Origin of the sequence: Microlunatus soli (genome assembly GCF_900105385.1) — a bacterium.
Classification (GTDB): Bacteria; Actinomycetota; Actinomycetes; order Propionibacteriales; family Propionibacteriaceae; genus Microlunatus; species Microlunatus soli.
Genome location: NZ_LT629772.1, coordinates 5,885,053 through 5,902,405 on the forward strand (window position 1 = coordinate 5,885,053; position 17,353 = coordinate 5,902,405).

Annotated in this window: 11 protein-coding genes; 2 read left to right on the top strand and 9 right to left on the bottom strand. The window is 68.2% G+C overall.

All coding sequences use genetic code 11. The annotated features are described in order from the left end of the window. Positions 1-34 precede the first annotated feature (34 nt). Complete coding sequence (locus BLU38_RS26950) at positions 35-2,674, bottom strand: alpha-L-rhamnosidase (RefSeq protein WP_091529439.1); 2,640 nt, start codon at positions 2,672-2,674, stop codon at positions 35-37. Between the two features lie 187 nt (positions 2,675-2,861). Here BLU38_RS26950 and BLU38_RS26955 point away from each other — a divergent pair, with 187 nt between their 5' ends. Both BLU38_RS26955 and BLU38_RS26960 read left to right on the top strand, forming a co-directional pair. Beyond that, entirely contained in the window at positions 2,862-3,752 is an 891-nt protein-coding gene (locus BLU38_RS26955; protein WP_091529442.1) for an NAD-dependent epimerase/dehydratase family protein, read from the top strand. Then, the gene (locus tag BLU38_RS26960) at positions 3,749-6,121 is read left to right on the top strand and encodes a family 78 glycoside hydrolase catalytic domain (RefSeq protein ID WP_091529444.1); all 2,373 of its coding nucleotides are present in this window, start codon (positions 3,749-3,751) and stop codon (positions 6,119-6,121) included. Before BLU38_RS26955 ends, BLU38_RS26960 begins: the two co-directional genes overlap by 4 nt. Here the strand turns inward: BLU38_RS26960 and BLU38_RS26965 are convergent. From BLU38_RS26965 to BLU38_RS26995, 8 genes are all read right to left on the bottom strand, one after another. After that, a complete protein-coding gene (locus BLU38_RS26965; RefSeq protein ID WP_197679883.1) occupies positions 6,085-9,051 on the bottom strand; it encodes a glycoside hydrolase family 2 TIM barrel-domain containing protein in 2,967 nt (988 codons plus the stop codon). The two genes, BLU38_RS26960 and BLU38_RS26965, sit on opposite strands and share 37 nt — an antisense overlap. A gap of 7 nt (positions 9,052-9,058) precedes the next feature. Beyond that, positions 9,059-10,033: a sugar-binding transcriptional regulator gene (locus tag BLU38_RS26970; protein WP_091529447.1), complete on the bottom strand. Its 975-nt coding sequence runs from the start codon at positions 10,031-10,033 to the stop codon at positions 9,059-9,061. Continuing rightward, positions 10,030-10,692, bottom strand: a complete 663-nt coding sequence (locus BLU38_RS26975) for an aspartate/glutamate racemase family protein (protein WP_091529449.1) — start codon at positions 10,690-10,692, stop codon at positions 10,030-10,032. The genes BLU38_RS26970 and BLU38_RS26975 overlap by 4 nt, the downstream gene beginning before the upstream one ends. 1 nt (position 10,693) lies before the next feature. Then, positions 10,694-12,706, bottom strand: coding sequence for a glycoside hydrolase family 127 protein (locus BLU38_RS26980; RefSeq protein WP_157683740.1), 2,013 nt, complete (start codon positions 12,704-12,706; stop codon positions 10,694-10,696). A gap of 16 nt (positions 12,707-12,722) precedes the next feature. Beyond that, a complete protein-coding gene (locus BLU38_RS26985) occupies positions 12,723-14,051 on the bottom strand; it encodes a four-carbon acid sugar kinase family protein (RefSeq protein WP_091529454.1) in 1,329 nt (442 codons plus the stop codon). 8 nt (positions 14,052-14,059) lie between these two features. Beyond that, positions 14,060-14,200 (bottom strand): hypothetical protein, encoded by a 141-nt coding sequence (locus BLU38_RS31080; protein WP_157683741.1) that lies wholly within the window; start codon positions 14,198-14,200, stop codon positions 14,060-14,062. 370 nt (positions 14,201-14,570) lie between these two features. Further along, positions 14,571-15,641 (bottom strand): phosphotransferase, encoded by a 1,071-nt coding sequence (locus BLU38_RS26990; protein ID WP_157683742.1) that lies wholly within the window; start codon positions 15,639-15,641, stop codon positions 14,571-14,573. A 123-nt stretch (positions 15,642-15,764) separates the two neighbouring features. Then, complete coding sequence (locus BLU38_RS26995) at positions 15,765-17,321, bottom strand: glycoside hydrolase domain-containing protein (RefSeq protein WP_157683743.1); 1,557 nt, start codon at positions 17,319-17,321, stop codon at positions 15,765-15,767. Positions 17,322-17,353 lie beyond the last annotated feature (32 nt).

Here is a 17,353-nt window from a genome sequence, read left to right on the forward strand (position 1 = left end):
TGAGCTCGTCGAAGGACCTCGACCGGCGGCGACATCACTCCCGTGGGAATGTGAAGGTGTTGCTGCCCGTCGAGACCTCGACCGGGTCCCGATCGGGCAGGTCCAGGAAAGCCGTTGCACCGGTGGGCACCCGGGTGTCGATCACGAGCCGGTGATCATCGAGCCGCCAGCCGATCGCCGCCGGACCGTAGGGCGTCGCCAGCTCCGCCTGCGCCGAGGTCAGACCACCGCCGGGACGGGGCCGGAAGGCGATCCGCCGGTATCCCGGTTCGACCGGATCCAGACCGGCGACCACCCGATGCAGCCAGTCGGCCACCGCTCCCAACGCGTAGTGGTTGAACGAGGTCATGGTGCCGGGGTTGACGGTGCCGTCCGGCAGTTGACTGTCCCAGCGTTCCCAGATCGTTGTCGCGCCCTGCTCCACGGCGTACAGCCAGGACGGGCATGCGGTCTCCAGCAGCAGATCGTAGGCACGGTCCAGTTGGCCGGTCGAGGACAACGCCTCGGTGATCAGCGGAGTCCCGACGAAGCCGGTCGAGATCCGGTTCTTCGCCTCCGCCACCAGCTCGGCCAGCCGCCGGCCGGCTGCGAGCCGGGATGCCTCGTCGGGCAACAGGTCGAAGCTGATCGCCAACGCATACGCGGTCTGCGCATCGCTGGTCATTCGGAGGCCGCCGTCGCCGTCGGTGGTGACATAACGGTGGCGGAAGGCGTCGCGGATCCGGGCCGCCAGCTCGCGATAGCGGATCGCGTCCTCGGTGTTGTCCAGGACCTCGGCCATTCGCGCCAGGGTCGCCGTCGAACGGGCGAAATAGGCGGTCGCCACCAGATAGCGATCGGTCTTGGCATCGGCGGGATCCTGTGGCGGAGCGTCGGGGTCGAGCCAATCGCCCAGCTGGAATCCGGTGTCCCACAGATGTCCGGGGCCGGCCAGCCGATCCACCAGGTCGACCCAGGCCTTCGCGCTGGGGTACTGATCATGGAGCAGTTGCCGATCGCCGAAGCGTTCGTACAGCACCCACGGTGTCAGCACCGCGACGTCGCCCCAGGCCGCCCCCGGCCGGATCGGCGTCCACATCGCGTGCGCCGGGATCACCGGCAGATACCACGGGACGGTGCCGTCCGGCAGTTGCTCGACAGCAAGATCACGAAGCCACGAGCGCAGGAAACCCGAACAGTCGTAGAGAAAACTCGCGGTCGGGGCGAACACCTGGATGTCGCCGGTCCAGCCGACCCGTTCGTCACGTTGCGGGCAGTCCGTCGGGAGGTCGACGAAGTTGCTCCGCATGCTCCAGCGAACGTTTTCGTGCAGCTTGTTGAGCTTGGCATCGGAGCTGGAGAACGACCCGGTCGGCTCCAGGTCGCTGTGCAGCACCCGCCCGACCAGCCGGCCGTCGGCGACGGCCTGCCGCAGATCGCCCGGCCAACCGGTGACCTCGACATACCGGAACCCGTGGATGGTGAAGCGCGGCTCCCATTCCTCGCGATCGCGGCCGGCCAGGATGTAGCGATCGGTCGACCGCGCGTCCCGCAGCGGGCGGGTGTAGATCTCGCCCTGCTGCATCACCTCGGCGGTGCGCAGGGTGATCTCGGTACCGGCCGGCCCATTGACCGACAGTCGGACGCGGCCGGCGAAGTTCTGCCCGAAATCGACCACCTGCTTGCCACTGGGCGTGTCCAGTACCGCGATCGGCTGCAGCTCCTGGGTGCATCGGACGGGGGGACCGTCCGGGGCGACCAGCGTTCGCGGGTCACGCTGACCGACCTTGACCCAACTCCAGTCGGAGTCGTCGAATCCGGGTTCGGACCAGCCGTGCTGCTCGGCCCGGGCGTCGTAGGTCTCGCCGTCGTAGATACCGCTGTGCTCGATCGGCGACGGCGCCGCCCGCCACCGATGATCACTGGAGATGATCACGGTGCGACCGTCGGTGTAGCGGATCTCCAATTGAGCGATCAACGCCTGATCATGGCCGAACAGGTTGCGGAAGCCGCCGCGCCAACCCAACCGACCGCGGTACCAGCCGTCTCCGAGCCAGCTGCCGATCGCATTCGATCCGGCCGTGATCAACTCCGTCACGTCGTGGGTGCTGTAGCGCAGCCGCCGCGGATAGCTGGTCCAGCCGGGCGCCAATTCCTCGTCGCCGATCCGCCGACCGTTGAGCTCCAGTTGGTAGAGACCGTGGGCGCTGGCATACAGGATCGCCGACGCCACCTCGCCGTCGACGTCGAAGTCGCGTCGGAGCAGGGCAGGGCGTCGTTCGTCGGACTCGGCGTCCTCCCACCACGGGATGCCGACCGGCACCGCCTGCCAGTCCTGCGGTTCGAGCAGACCGACCGTGATCGTCAGCGGCTCGCTCCACGGCGACAGTTGTTCCTGCTGATCCTCGACATCAGCGCCCTCGACCCGGACCCGGATCGTCGCCTGCTCCCGGGAGGCGAGTGGTTCATCGGGCCACGGCACCAGGAGCTGATCGTTGCCCTGCCCCTCGAACACGGTCGGCGCGGTCGGTGCATCTCCGGCGGTCGCCGGATGACGCGTGAGCTCGATCTGGTAGCCGCGTTGGGACCAGCGCGGTTCCGCGTCGATCTGCCAGGAGATCCGCGGTGTGGCAGTTCCGATGCCGAGGGCCGGGTGGCGGTGTTCGGCGCGGAGATGGTGGACGAGGACGGACATGACGCCTTCCACTGGACGTGATCGGGTGGGAGTCGGGTGTCGTCATTGTGGCATGCCGGCACAGTTGATGGACGAGGTGTTGACACGTTTCACGATGTCGACGGATGATGTTGATCATGGTGCTGCCATCGTTGGGCCGGCTGCCATCCGGTCAACCTTGCAAAGCCCCACTCGACGAGGAGTAACGATGAGGATCGCGATCACCGGCAGCTCGGGCAAGCTCGGCCGGGCGGCATGCCGCCGGCTCCGGGACGGCGGCCACCGGGTGCTCGGACTGGACCGCGCGGGAGCGCCGGGGCCCGACTTCACCATGATCGACTTCACCGACTACGGCCAGACCCTGGACGCGGTGTTGGGGATCACCGCTCGGCACGACGGTCTGGACGCGATGGTGCATCTGGCTGCGATCCCGGTCAACGGGCTGGTGCCCGACGCGACGGTCTTCCACAACAACCTGATCAGCACCTTCAACGTGTTCCACGCCTGTCTGCGGGCGGGGATCGATCGGATCGTGTACGCCTCCAGCATCACCGCGATGGGTTTCCCGTTCAGCGAGCCGCCGGTCTATCTGCCGCTGGACGAGGGCAGCGGCGGGCGCGCCAACGGCACCTATGCCCTGGGCAAGGTGTTGGAGGAGACGATGGCCGGCCAACTGGTGCGGTGGTCGGAGTCGCTGAGCATCACCGCGCTGCGCTTCAGCAACGTCACCCAGCAGGGGGAATACGCGACCTTCGCCGAGCGATGTGCCGACCCGGGCTACCGACGTGACCTGGTCTGGTCCTACATCGACTCCCGGGACGGCGCCCAACTGATCGATCGTGCGCTGCAGCACGGCCGGCCCGGATTCGAGGTGTACAACGCGGCCGCGACCGACACCGGGTTGACCGTGCCCAGCGCGGACCTCGTCGCCGGTGCCTTCCCCGATGTACCGGTGACCAAGGCACTCGGCCGCCACGAGACGTTGATGTCGGTGGACAAGGCGGTCCGGCAGCTCGGCTATCGGCCGGAGCACCTGTGGCGCGACGAGCTGGAACGGGAAGGGATCAGTCTCGACGGCCCGCTGCAGGAGACGCCGTGACCGACACCCGACCGCGGCCCGGCACCCGACCGGACGCCGACGTCGTGCAGGATCTGGCCGGTGCTGACTGGATCACCCATCCGGACTGGGCGGGTCCCGAACCGGGTTGGGCGACTCCGACGTTGCGGACCATGATCAACTGCGACCAGCCGCCGGTCCGCGCGCAGCTCACCATCGTCGGCCTTGGGGTCTGGGTGGCGCACCTGAACGGGCGGCCGGTATCGGCCGACGTGTTGGAGCCGGGGAGCTCGGAATTCACCCGCCGGGTTGCCGCACGGCGTTACCCGGTGGGCGAGTTGATCACCGCCGGCCGCAATGAATTCGTGCTGCAACTGGGCGAAGGCAGTGCCCACGTCCGACGAGCACCTAATCGCTACACCAAGCTGGTCGGTCGCCGGGTCGCCCCCCGGGCGCGGGTGTCGATCGTCCTGGACTTCGCCGACGGCAGCAGCCGCCGGATCGTCTCCGGCACCGACTGGCAGGCCCGTTTGGGCCCCACGGCTCTGTCGCACTGGTACGGCGGTGAGGACTACGACGCAGGCCTGGAGCCGGCGGGCTGGCTGACCTCGCAGGGCAGCGCCGACGATGGCTGGGACACCGCCGTCGTCGTGGGCGACGCCGGTACCGACCCGCAGCCGTGGACCCGGAGGACCCCGCCGACGCGGGTCCAGGAGTTGTTCGAACCGGCCGCTCGTTGGTCGGTCGGCGAGGTCGAGGTCGTCGACTTCGGCCGCAACCTCGCCGGACGAGAGGTCATCCGGCTCGATCCCGGAATCCCAGCCGGTACCCGGATCGAGCTGCGTCCGGCGGAGTATCTCGCCGCCGACGGCACGGTCGATCAGCACTCCACCGGCAGCCCCATCGTCGACACCTACACCACCGCCGATCCGCCGCACCCGAGCGGCGCCGCACCCCGGGAGCCGGTCAGTTGGCGGCCACAGTTCGGCTACCACGGGTTCCGTTATCTGCAGATCCAGGCCTTCGGCCCGGACGGCGCTCCGACCCCGACCGAAGGGGTCGCAGTGCAGGCCGAGCGGTTGATGACCGACGACCGGCCGGTCGGTTCGTTCGGCTGCAGTGACCCGACCCTGTCGGGCATCCACACCATGGTGCGGAACGCGATCCAGTCCAATCTGTACAGCGTGCCCACCGACTGCCCGCATCGGGAGAAGCTCGGCTGGTTGGAACAGCTGCACCTGGTGATCGATCCGTTGACCCGCAGCTTCGATGTCGCCGATCATCTCGCGGACATGATCACCCACATGGCCGACGCCCAGACCGCCGACGGCCTGATCCCCAGCATCACACCGGAGCTGGTCGTCTTCGACCACCCGACCCACATCGGCGACGACCACGGATTCCGTGACGACGTCAACTGGGGCAGTGCCATCTGGCAGTTGCCGTGGGCGCTCTACCGGACCTACGGTGATCTTGCCCCGGCACGGGCGGCGTGGGAGCCAGGACTGGCCTATCTCCGTTACCTGCAAGGGATCGCCGGCGACGGACTGCTCGACCACGGGCTCGCCGACTGGATCACCCTGGACGACAGCACACCGCGCGTGCTGGTCGCCAACTACGGACTGATCAGCATGCTGGATGTCGGTGTCCGGCTGGCAGAGGTCCTGGGACACGAGGACGAACGACGCCGGTTGGCCGAGACGGCCGGTCGGCTCCGGCGGCTGCTGGCCGACGATCAGATCCGGGAGACGGACGGCGGGCCTCGGATCGGGTCGGGCAGCCAGGCGAGCCTGGCGTTGATGATCGACCTCGGTGGCGTGTTGTCGGCCACCCAGCAGCAGCACGCCGAGCAGGAGCTGGTCGAACTGCTCCACCGCGGCGGAGGCCGAATCACCGTCGGCGAGATCGGCCTACCGGCACTCGTACGGGTGCTGACCCGACTGGGCGAACACGAGCTGATCCGGACGATGGTGAGCCGGACCGATGTTCCCGGCTACGGGCAGATGCTGGCCGCGGGGTATACCGCCCTGGCCGAACACTGGACCGGCGCGGCCTCCCGCAAATCGGCCAATCACTTCATGCTGGGCTACATCGACCGTTGGCTGACGGGCTCGATCGGCGGCCTGGAACAGGCGCCGGGTGATGTCGGCTGGCGGCGTGCGGTGGTGGCGATCGCGCCGCTGGCCGGACTCGATCGAGCACAGCACGATTACGACGGACCGAGCGGTCGATGGGCGCTGGAGTGGCAGCGGGACGGCGACACGGTCCGACTCCGGATCACGGTCCCGCCCGGTGCCGAGGCGGAGATCGTCACCCCGGCCGGATTCCGCGACGCCGCGGCCGACCGTCACCGCTGGACGGTCGGCCCGGGTGATCAGGTGATCGACTTCGTAGAGATCGTCACCGCGTAACGGTAGGGTCGGACCGGCATCCGGTAGCGGTCGGGCAGTGCCGGTCCGCAGGAGGCCGACCCGAGACCCTGCTGACCATGATCGATGTTCAGCCAGACCGAGCCGGAGTCGACCAGGTCGTGGGGATGCCTGGCCCGCTCCAGTGCCTCACTGGTCCAGCGCCGTACGGTGAAATCGAAGGTCGGCTCGCCGGCGAAGCGCAGCGTCGGCAGCCCCGGACCCGACAACTCCAGCCACCGGGTCTGCAGGTGATTGCCGTTCTCCTGCGGCACCGGGTAGTTCACCTGCAGGTCGTCGATGGTGGCCGCATACCGGCCGACCCGGCCGGCCGATCGACTGTCCCGATAGGTCTCCTGGGGCCCGAGTCCGAACCAGCGCACATCGGTGTAGTCGGCCGGCAGCCGGAACCGTAGACCGACCCTGGGCGGTGTGACGTGATAGTCGCCGTGCGGTGTACCGTCCCAGATCCCGGCCGGCTCGGCGTCGAACTGCAGCCGTAGCCGTCGAGCATCGAGTTGATCATGATCGGCCGACCATCGGGAGGTCGATCGGAAGCCCAACGTCTGGGTCGCCGGACCGCTGCGCACCGCGACCGTGACTCCTGCGTCGTCGGCGTCGACGGCATCGGTGCGGTGCAAGAAACGATCAAGACCGACGGCGGCCCAGTCGGCGGCCATCGTGTTGCGTCGACCCTGACCGCGGTCGTTCTCGATCGGTGCCCGCCAGACGTCGATGATCGGACCGCCGATCGGCACACCGTCCAGGTCGGTCAGCTCACCGGAGGCGGTGTCGAACGTCGCCGGACCCAACCGGAGCTGATCATGCTCGGTCGTCGGGCTGATCTCGCGGCTCGAGCTCAACGGCTGCGACGATGAACCGTTCGGCAGCTGCACCTGGGAGGTCGCAACCCGCTGGCCTGCCGGCGCCCAGCCGGTCGCCTCGGCGAGTGTCACGGTGATGGTCAGCCACCGTTCGACACTGCCGGCCGTTGCGGTGCTCGCGACATCGGCATCCACAGGCATCGGGACGGTGACGGTGCTGCGCGGCGGGCAGGCCGGGACGGCGAGCGTCCCGTCGGCGGTCGGGACGCCATCCTCCTCCAGCTGCCAGGCAAAGTCGAGATGATCCAGGTCGAGCATGTCGTAGCGGTTCCGGATGATCAGTCCGTGATCACCGCCGGTGATCTGCACCGGCTGGATGACGGCGGCGTATTCGGCCAGCGCCGGTGACGGGCTCCGGTCGGCGAAGACCAGCCCGTTCAGGCAGTAGCGGCCACCGTTGGGTCGGCCGGGGAGATCGGCGCCGTGCCGGACGTAGCTGATGCCCTCCGGCGTGACACCGTTCAGGCCGTGATCGATCCATTCCCAGACGAACGCACCAGCAAAACGATCATGGCGTTGCAGGATGTCCTGATAGTCCTGCAGTGATCCCGGACCGTTGCCCATCGCGTGGCCGTATTCGCAGAGCAGGAAGGGCAGCGTCCGTCGGCGGCGGTCATCGGCCGAGCCAGGCTCGATGCTCGGTGGCGTGGGCTCCAGGCGCCGACCGATCTGTTCCAACTGATCAAGGTCGGGATACATCAGGCTGGAGAAGTCGGAATAGCGATAGCTCGGGTCGCGCTCGTAGTGCAGCGGCCGGCTCGGGTCGCGGTCGTGGATCCAGCCGGCCGCCTCCTCCAGGTTCCGCCCGCACCAGCTCTCGTTGGCCAGCGACCAGACGATCACCGACGGATGGTTCTTGTCCCGTTCGACCATCCGGCCGATCCGGTCCAGCACCGCATCCCGCCACTGCGGCTCATCGACCGGATTGCCCTGCCAACCCGCGTAGATGAATCCGTGGGTCTCCAGGTCGCACTCGTCCACCACCCACAATCCGTACTCGTCGCAGAGCCGGAGGAATTCCGGGTGCGGGGGATAGTGCGCGGTGCGGACCGCGTTGATCCCCGCCTGTTTCATCATCAGCACGTCGGTGATCATGGTCTGCCGGTCCAGGGATCGACCATGATCGGGATGGTGTTCGTGCCGATTGACGCCGCGGAGCAGGACCGGTGCGCCGTTCACCAGCAGCCGTCCGTCGACGATCTCTATCCGGCGGAAGCCGGTGCGGACCGTGACCTGTTCGCCGGGGGTGCGGATCAGGACGTCGTACAGCCGTGGACGTTCCGCGCTCCACGGCTGCACCGCGGGAATCACCGTCGCGCTGCCGGGGACGCAGCTCAGCTCGAGTTCGGGGATGTCGATCCGGGCCGCGGGGTCGCAGTCCACCCGAAGGTTGCCCGAACCGGTGGTCGGATCGAAGTCGGCGTGCACGAAGACGTCGTCGATGCAGCCGTCCGGCCGGGACAGCAACTCGACATCGCGGAAGATGCCGGGCAGCCACCACATGTCCTGGTCCTCCAGGTAGCTGCCGGAGGACCAGCGATGGACCCGGACGGCCAGCAGATTGGGACCTGGCCGGAGCCGATCGGTGACGTCGAACTCGAACGGTAGCCGGCTGCCCTTGGAATGGCCCAGCAGTTCGCCGTTGAGCCAAACGGTTCCGCAGGAGTCGACACCCTGGAAGCGCAGCACGCTACGGCCGGACGGCCAATCGTCCGGAACGGTGAACCCGAGGCGGTAGTCGCCGGTCGGGTTCTCTGTCGGCACCCGTGGCGGGTCGATCGGGAACGGGAACGCGGTGTTGGTGTACCGCGGCGCATCGTGGCCCTGCAACACCCAGTGACCCGGGACGGTGATCTCATCCCAGTCCTGATCATCGGTACCGGGATCGGCCCACGCCGGACCGGTGCCGTCGGCCGTCGGACTCAGCCGGAAGCGCCACTGCCCGTTCAGTGAGAGCTGGGGCGCATCGGACAGCAGATCGGCACGCGGCCGGCGCCGGCCGGCGCCGGGGATCGGGTCCTCGTGCAGGCGTAGTTGATCAACGATCACCGGGGGTTCAGTCCTCCAGCAGCCGGCGGGCGGTGAACTGGTCGGTGATCAACACATTGATCCAGCCACCCCGTGCCGCGGCGCCGATCGCCGGCACTTTGACCGATCCGCCGGCAACCGCGATCCGGCGGGGGATGGCCCGCAGTTCGTCCGCCCCGATGCCGATCACCCGGTCCGAGATCGGACCGCGGACCGGGAGACCGTCGGCGGTGAAGAAGTTCAGGCAGACGTCGCCGACAGCGTTCAGGTCGGTGAGCTGGTCGAGATCCTCTGCCGGTAGCGCGGTGCCCCACGGACGTTGCGCCGACGGTTGCGCCGATCCGATACCGGTGATCAACACCGACAGGGTCTGCCAGGCCCGCACCGCGTCGGCGATGTACGGATCTGCCAGCAGTCCGTCGCGGACAGCGCGGCTGGTCACCACGCCGGGTGTCGGCAGATAGATCGGCTCGCCGCCGGTCAACTGCGCCAAGCGATCGGTCAGCCGTGGCGCCTGGGCGCGCATCGCCGGATTGCCGACCGCGCCGAGGGTCTGGACAACGACCTCGGCCGGTCCGGCCGTGATCGGAGCGAGTGCCTCGACCATGGCCAACAGTGACGCCGACCGTGACGAGATGCCGATCCGTTCGCCGGCCCGCAGCGTCTCCTGGATGTAGGCCGCCGCGGTCGGGCCGAGAGCCGACAGCACCCCCGGATCGTCGTCGGATGCGGCATCGGCGATCACCACGTCCTGCAGACCGAATGTGGTCCTGACCTGCTGTTCGAGCTCGGCGTAGACGCCCGGCGGGGCGACCACCACGGTACGGACGATCCCGAGCCGCTGCGCTTCCTTCAACAGTCGGGAGACCCGGGACTGGGAGATGTTCAGCCGGTCGGCGATCTCGGGCTGCAGGATGCCTTCCTCGTGATACATCCGGGCGGCCTTGACCAGCAGCGTGATCCGCCCCATCGCAGCGCCGGTCCCGTGGTTCGCGGTGGTCATCGGCGATCACCGCCACCGCGCACCAGGCCGGCGACCCGGTCGATGCCGAGCTCCGGACTGCTCAACACCGGAACCGCCGTGCGGACCTGGTCGGCTGCCGAGGCCATCGACGCCTGGGCCAGCACGATCACGTCGTTGTCGGCCGACAGTTCGGTGATCGCCGCCGCCACGAGTTGATCATGAGCCGTACGGTCTCCGGAAGCGACCGCTTCGAACGCGCCGGGCACCACGACATCGGTGGTGACGATCTCCCGGCCGGTCGCGGCGGCCCGCTCGGCCAGCAGGGCGACGGTCGGCCGCAGCGTGGTCTCCAGGGTGGCGACGATGCCGATCCGGGTGCCGCGACGGATCGCCTCGTCGGCCATCGCCTCATCGATCCGCAACACCGGGATCCCGATGGCGGCGGCGAGCGGGCCGGCGAATCCGGAGATCGAGGAACAGGTCAACAGCAGCCGATCGGCGCCGGATGCCACCGCTGCTGCACCCAGCGAACGGAGCCGGGTGGCGATCTGATCATGGTCGACGCCGTTACCGAGATCGGCGACGATCTTGTCGTCCAGCAGATGTTGCACTTCGACCTCGGGCAGCTTCTGTCTCGCCAAGGCGGCGAACGGTTCGATGACGACCGCGCCGGTGTGCAGCATGGCCAACCTGGTCATGTCAGTTCCCTTCCTGATTGTGAACATCCCGGAGCACGGGGAACCAGACCGACATCTCGCCGGACCCGCGGTTTGCCCATCGAGCATACGGAACCATGGTCACCGCGAGCTCGGTCGGCGGGGTGGGATCGAGTTCGGCGTACAGCTGCCGCGGAGCGGTCGGCGGCGGCAGCTGCGCCGCGACCCCGGTCAGCAGGGTATGCCCGGTGAACAGACCGGCACCGGGCTGTTCCTGCCAGCTGATCGAGGTCGGCAGCGCGACCTGCTCGATCCCGACGCCATCGGGAAGATCGGCCGATTCGATGCAGTAGACGACCGGACCGCGTTGCACGCAGACCTGGTTGATCGTTTCCTCGGTGAAGTGGTTGGCCACCATCATCCGCGGCCGGAGGTCGAGGTCGATACTGATCTCGTCGTTGTGCCAGGTCCGATCCAGGACGGCGTAGCCCTTCTCGATCCGGTCGATCGGCTCGCCGTCGACCCGCACGGTCGCACCGGTCGACCAGCCCGGGATCCGCAGCCGGATCTGCGCGGCCACCGGCTCGGCGGACCGGACGCTGATGATCACCTCACCGTCGGCGGGATAGCGAGTGTGTTGCTGCACGGTGATCGGTCGGCCGGCCAGCTCGAGCTCGGCCGTTCCGTCGACGTACTGATGGATCCACAGACCGTCGGCACCGGTTGAGTAGCAGTAGTAGGGCAGTTCGGCGATCACCCGGGCCACATTGGGCGGGCAGCAGAAGGCGTGTTTCATGTACTCCTGCCGGCCGCGCTCCTGCGACGGTGGCGGCACGGTGTCGCCGGGATCGCCGGGCCGGCGCAGCGGGTACGGCAGGTGTCGGACCTGGCGCAACGGGTTGGTGTAGAAGTAGCTGACCCCGTCGGTGCCGATCATGGCCGGCAGCGCGTTGTGGATGACCCGTTCGATCTCGTCGGCGTAGCGACCCTCACCGGTCAGTGTCAGCATCCGCCAGGCCCACATGATCAGTCCGAGGGACGCGCAGGACTCGTTGTAGGCCGTCACCTGTGGCAGCTGGTAGGGCCGCCCGTAGGACTGGTGCACCTTGGTGACCGACCAGTAGTCCTGGCCGGCATCGGGTGAGGCGCCGTCGTAGAGGGCGCCGCAGCCGCCGGTGACATACAGCTTGCTGCCGATCAGGTCGTCCCAGATGCTGTTCAGTGCGGTGATCAACTTCTGATCACCGGTCTCCAGGGCCAGATCGGCCATCCCGGCGTACAGGTAGTTGGCGCGGACGGCATGGCCGACCGCGCGGCGCTGATCCCGGATGGCGACGACGTCCTGGTTGTCGTCAGTGCCCGCCTTTCCCTTGCCACCATGGAGTTCCAGCAGCCGAGTCGCCAAACGCAGGTGCCGCGGATCGCCGGTGGTGCGATAGAGCTCGATCGTGCCCATGTAGTGCGACGGGCAGATGTTGCAGTCGGACAGCCGTTCCGGTGTCTGCTCGGCCGCGGTGATCAGATACTCGGCGGCCTTCAGCGCAGGTCCCAGGAAGGAGTCGTCGCCGGTGGTCCGCAGGTGCACGCAGGCCAGGGTCATCAGGTGGCCGAGGTTGTAGGTCTCGAAGTCCATCGACCGTTCCAGCGGTTCGACATCCTCGCCGGAGTTCCGCGCGATGATCGTCTTGGTCTGCAGATAGCCGTCGGATCGCTGGGCGTTGGCGATGGCCGGCGCGGCCGTGGCCAACCGGTCCAGCAACTGCTGATCGCCGGAGTCGGCGGCAGCCACCGTTGCCGACTCCAGCCACTTGTACAGATCGCCGTCCATGAAGGGCGGCCCGGAACGCTCACCGTCCAGCTCGCCCGAGGCGAGCAGGAAATTCTGGTAGGCGTGGGCCAGCTCGGGATCGAACATCACCGCGCCCATCGACGGGATCGTGACGTCCAGAGCTCGTTGCCGCAACGCGGTGACCGGCCCGTCGCCGGTCAGACGGACCGAGCGGGCCGGCACCGAGGTCATGATCGCGTACGGGCTGGAGTTGGTGTCGGTGAGCATGGAATCCTTCGTGGCTTCAGTTCTGTGGGTTTCCGGAGCGGACATCGGTGAACAGGTCGGGATGGCCCATCTGGCCGCCCTTGAGCACCAACTCCAGGCCGTCCAAATGCTGGTGCCTGCTGGTAGCTCGGCACAGCACGGCGTTACCCCAGGGTTGGGCAAGGATGGAGATCGCGTCCACGCCGAGACGGCGCAGGACGTTACCGGCGGTGTCACCGCCGCAGATGATCATCCGGTCCGGCGCGAGATCGCCGCTGCGCAGGACTCGTTCACCGACGGTGGCCAGTGCGCCGGGGATATCGCTGTCGGTGACAGCATCTGCCGCAGCCGACGACAGGTCGGTGTCCGTCGTCGAGCTGACGATCACGTCGCGGCCGGCCGTCAGCTCGGTCGCCGTACGTTCGGCGACACCGGGGTCGAACAGGTCGACGACCGTCCACTTCGAACGGGCGATCTGTTCGCGGGTCCGGCGTGACGTGCTGCCGCTCAACACCAGCATCGGTCGCCGGGCCGGCGGGCAGTCGGTGGGCAGCTCCGGTAGCGGATCTGCGGGTCGGTACGCGCGACCGAGCGCTCCGCTGATCCCACCGGAACCGAGCACGAACCGGGCCTGTCCGGAACGGTCGATCGCTGCGCCGTCGAGGACGGCGGTGGCCACCTGGTCGAGATGATCATCGACGAAGGCATCGACGATCACGGCAGCCGGCCGGCCCCGGTCGGATCCGTCGGGGAGATCCCCGCGCAGTGTTGCGGCGACCGTGCCGGCATCGCCGTAACTGGTCCAGGGCAGGGCGCCGATCGGTAGCCGGGTCTGGGCTGCCAACTGCAGCCGCAGATCGGACTCGGTCGCCGGGGTGATCGGATGATCACGCATCGTGGGTTGTCGATCGAGCCGAAACACCTGGTCCCCGTCCGCGGCGAAGTGGTGGCCGAAGAAGGTGTAGCGGCCGAAATCCGGCTGCGCCAGTGCGACCGGGATCGGCAGCTCACCGAACTCCTCGCGGGCGATCTCCAGGACGCGTCCGAGGCTGCCGACCGTCGGCGAGGAGTCGCCGGTCGAGCAGGCCTTGTACTGCACGACCGCTGCACCGGTGTCCCGCAGCACTCGGAGCGCCGGGCGCACCTCGTCGGGCAACTCCGCCGTTGGCAGCGAGCGGGCCAGACCGGCGAGTCCGATCACGTCAGGGACGGCGCCGCAGCGCTCAGAGGTCGCCGCAGCCAGCGCATCCGGCGAGGTCAGCAGCAACCCGGACAGCCCGGCCCGGCGGAACTGCAGCAGGGCGTCGACCGAGCCGGTGAAGTCGTCGCCGTAGAACGCGAAGCGTGGCCGGCCCTGGTTGCTCATGGGTCCGATCATGCCGTGCTCGCCGCCGCCGGGCTGAAGGTGGACAACGCAACGGCGAGTTCTGCGATCTGCGCGGGCAGGACAGACAACGGAATGTCCGCGCGGGCGGTGTCTTGCAGACCGTCGACGGCGCGTGCGGTCGGTGACATCGAGGCGATCATCCGGGGACGGAGCGCCGACGGGAGCCCGATTGCTGAGACATTCTTCCTCCTCGAAGACGTGACGTCACGCCGGGCCATCGAATTGGGTTCGTGGGTAGATATTCACTGGTGCAAGTGTGTGCAGTCTGACGGGAGTGCCTGATTGATGTCAAGCCGACCCGGGCGGCCGTTCGAGAACCTCAATCGCCCTGGTCCGGCGTTGGAACGGCTCGCCGCACCGTCTGCCGCCGGATGATCGTCGTCGGTGGCGTCATCACCGGCTGTGCGCACTCTCTTCGGGATCAGTGCCGGCACGGGGCCGGAGCGGTCGGCGCCGGAAAGTGCCCGCCGAGGGAGGGGCAATGGCCTGAGCAGATGATCATGAAGCGAGCCGGGCGATGAACATCAACCGTCGTGACTCGGCGGCAAGCTGAGCCTCGGTCGCCCGGTCGGCCAGGCCGAGCAGGTGGTCGACACCCCAGCCGAGTCGAAGACGATTGGACAGCGCCATCGATCGGCCGACGACGGCAGGATCGCCGGCCCAGCCCGCGTCGATCAGAGCCTCGCAGTAGGTGGTCTGCAGGATGTCCCAGGCCTGGACCGGGTCGACGACACCGCGTGGTTCGAGGGTCAGCGCCAGGTGACCCGCATCGTGTCCGATCGGCCCCCGCCCGAGGTAGGCCCAATCGAAGAGGACGATCCGATCGCCCACGGTGCCGATGTTGCCGTTGTGGAAGTCGTAATGGGTCAACACCTGCGGTAGATCCGACAGCAGTCGGGCGATCTCGGCCGGGTCGGTGAGACGCTGTCGGACGAGCTCTCGCAGCGCCGGATCGACGCCGCGCTCGAACGCTGACGGCCAGCCGGGATGGGCCAGCGTGCGGTCGTTGTCCAATCCCTGGAGGGCGAGATGGCTGGGGATCCAGCTGTCCGGGAGTTGCCGATGCTGCGCGGCCGGATGAGCAACCTGCCAGTGGGCCAGGCCGACGACGGCACGTCGGCAGACCTCGAAGGGCGCCGGGATGTCGGCCACGTCCTCCAGCCACAGATCACAGCAGCCGTCATGTTCATCGACGTAGCACCGGGCAGGCCGGACGTCGTCGGTCCACCCGGTGGTCGCCAGTTCGGATCGGTAGAACTCCGCCTCCCGTCCCCACCAGTGCGGCTCGGACTGATCGGAGTGCAGATGCCAGGCAGGGAAGGTGCCGAGGTAGGCCGGGCCCGTCCGCTTCACCACGGCGGTTGTCGGACCTGGGGAGCGGGACCGGTCCGCGGTCACTCGCCACAGGCCACCGTTGGGATAGCCACCGTGATCACCCAGCTGCCGAGCTGTCCAGGTGCTTCCCGGTTCCGCGCCGGACAACCGGTCGAGAACCTCCGCGGGCGGCTCCGGGCGGAGCGCGCCGAATCGCGGCAGCTGTTCGGCCTGTTCGACACGGATGCGCGACACCCGACCGATCATAGGGCCGTCCCCGGCATCGGTGGGTCAGATCCGGAGGCAGCCGGCCTACTGCAGCGGTTGTCGGCATCGACGGACACTGTGCCGTTCCGAACCCACGATCGACGGGCGGATTCAGAACAGTGGCGACCGGCCGCCCCATGTCCCGTGCGACAGGATGATCCGGGATTGCAGACCGTCCTTCCGTCCCGCAAACAGGTACAGGTTGCCGGTCGACGATCCGACGGCCATCAGGTCGGGGTAGCCGTTGCGGTCGAAGTCGCCGACCCCGACCAGATTGCGGTAGTTGGACCAGCCGCCGCCGAGGCTGATCCGCGGGCCGAGCCCGGATCCGTTGCCGGGGTAGAGATACAGCGTGCCGGATCCGGTGTGCCGGGCCAACAGGTCGGGCCGCCGATCACCGGTCAGGTCACCGATGCCGGTCAGCTCACTCATCGTGTTCCAGTCCGGCCCCAGACTCACCCGCGTGCCCAGGCTCCGCCCGCGTCCGGGGTAGAGGTACAGGAAGCCCGACGCCTGGTCCCGGGCCACCAGGTCCGGGTTGCCGTCGGCGGTGAGGTCGCCGACGGCGGTGGTCTCCCAGCGGGAGTTCCAGCCGGTCGCCAGCCGGACCCGGGTGGCCAATCCCGCCCCGGTGCCGGGATAGAGCCACAACTCACCGGTGGTGTTGGTACGGACGATCAGGTCGTCGCGGCGGTCGCCGTCGAAGTCTCCCCACCGGGTGATCGCGAAGGCGTCGGTCCATCGACCGGCGATCTTGGAGCGACCGCCCAGATTGGTCCCGTTGCCGGGATAGAGGTACACGTCGCCCGATCCGGCCTCGCGGGCCAGCAGGTCGGTCCACCCGTTGCCGTTGAAGTCGTTGAAGCTCGGCCGCGGCAACGGTCGGATGTCGACGTAGTCGTTGTCGATGTTGATCGTGACACCGGCGTAGGTCTCGTTGTGGCCGCCGCGATACTGGTGGATCCGCCGATGCCCACTCCAGGAGCTGATCGGGATCGCCGGATTGGTGGTGTCGGCGATCCCGTCGTAGCGGGCGAAGTACAGATAGTCGGGCCGCGGCCGGCGGGTGGAGTGGTAGTCCTCGACCAGGTCACGCACCGTCGAGGCCAGGCTGCCGTACACCGCGGAGAAGTAACCGCGATCGTGCAGCCGTGCGGTCCAGGCACCGAGGAAGGTCAGCACGGTTGCGGTGCAGGGAGGGTTGTCGGCGGCATAGGCCTCCATATCGAAGATCAGGATGCTGCCGGGTGGCAGCCCGAGCGCTCCGGCGGCGACGACGGCCGCATCCGCCTCCGCTCGTCCCTGCGTCGCGGCCTGCACCGGATCGATCAGGTGCTTCTTGTTCGAGGTGGTGCACGGCGCCTGCAACCCGAGATAGATCGGCAGCAGGTGCCACCCCGTCGCCTGCTGATGGGCCACCCAGGACGCGGTCAATTGCGGTTGCGTACAGGCCCGGTTGTTGCCGCCGATGTAGACGCCGACCGCCCGGTACGGGGACGCCAGCCAGGCGTCCATCGCGGCGGAGGTCGGGGCAGTGCAGGCGTCGAATCCCTTGCCGGTGAACGATCCGGGTGCCGGCTCCGCTGCCGAGGCACGGACCACCAGGGAGGCGACGAGAAGCCATCCGAGCAGCAACGAGAGCCCAGCAGATCGCAGCAAGGATCGCATGCCGATCACCCCCCGAGGGCATTCTCCGTCCA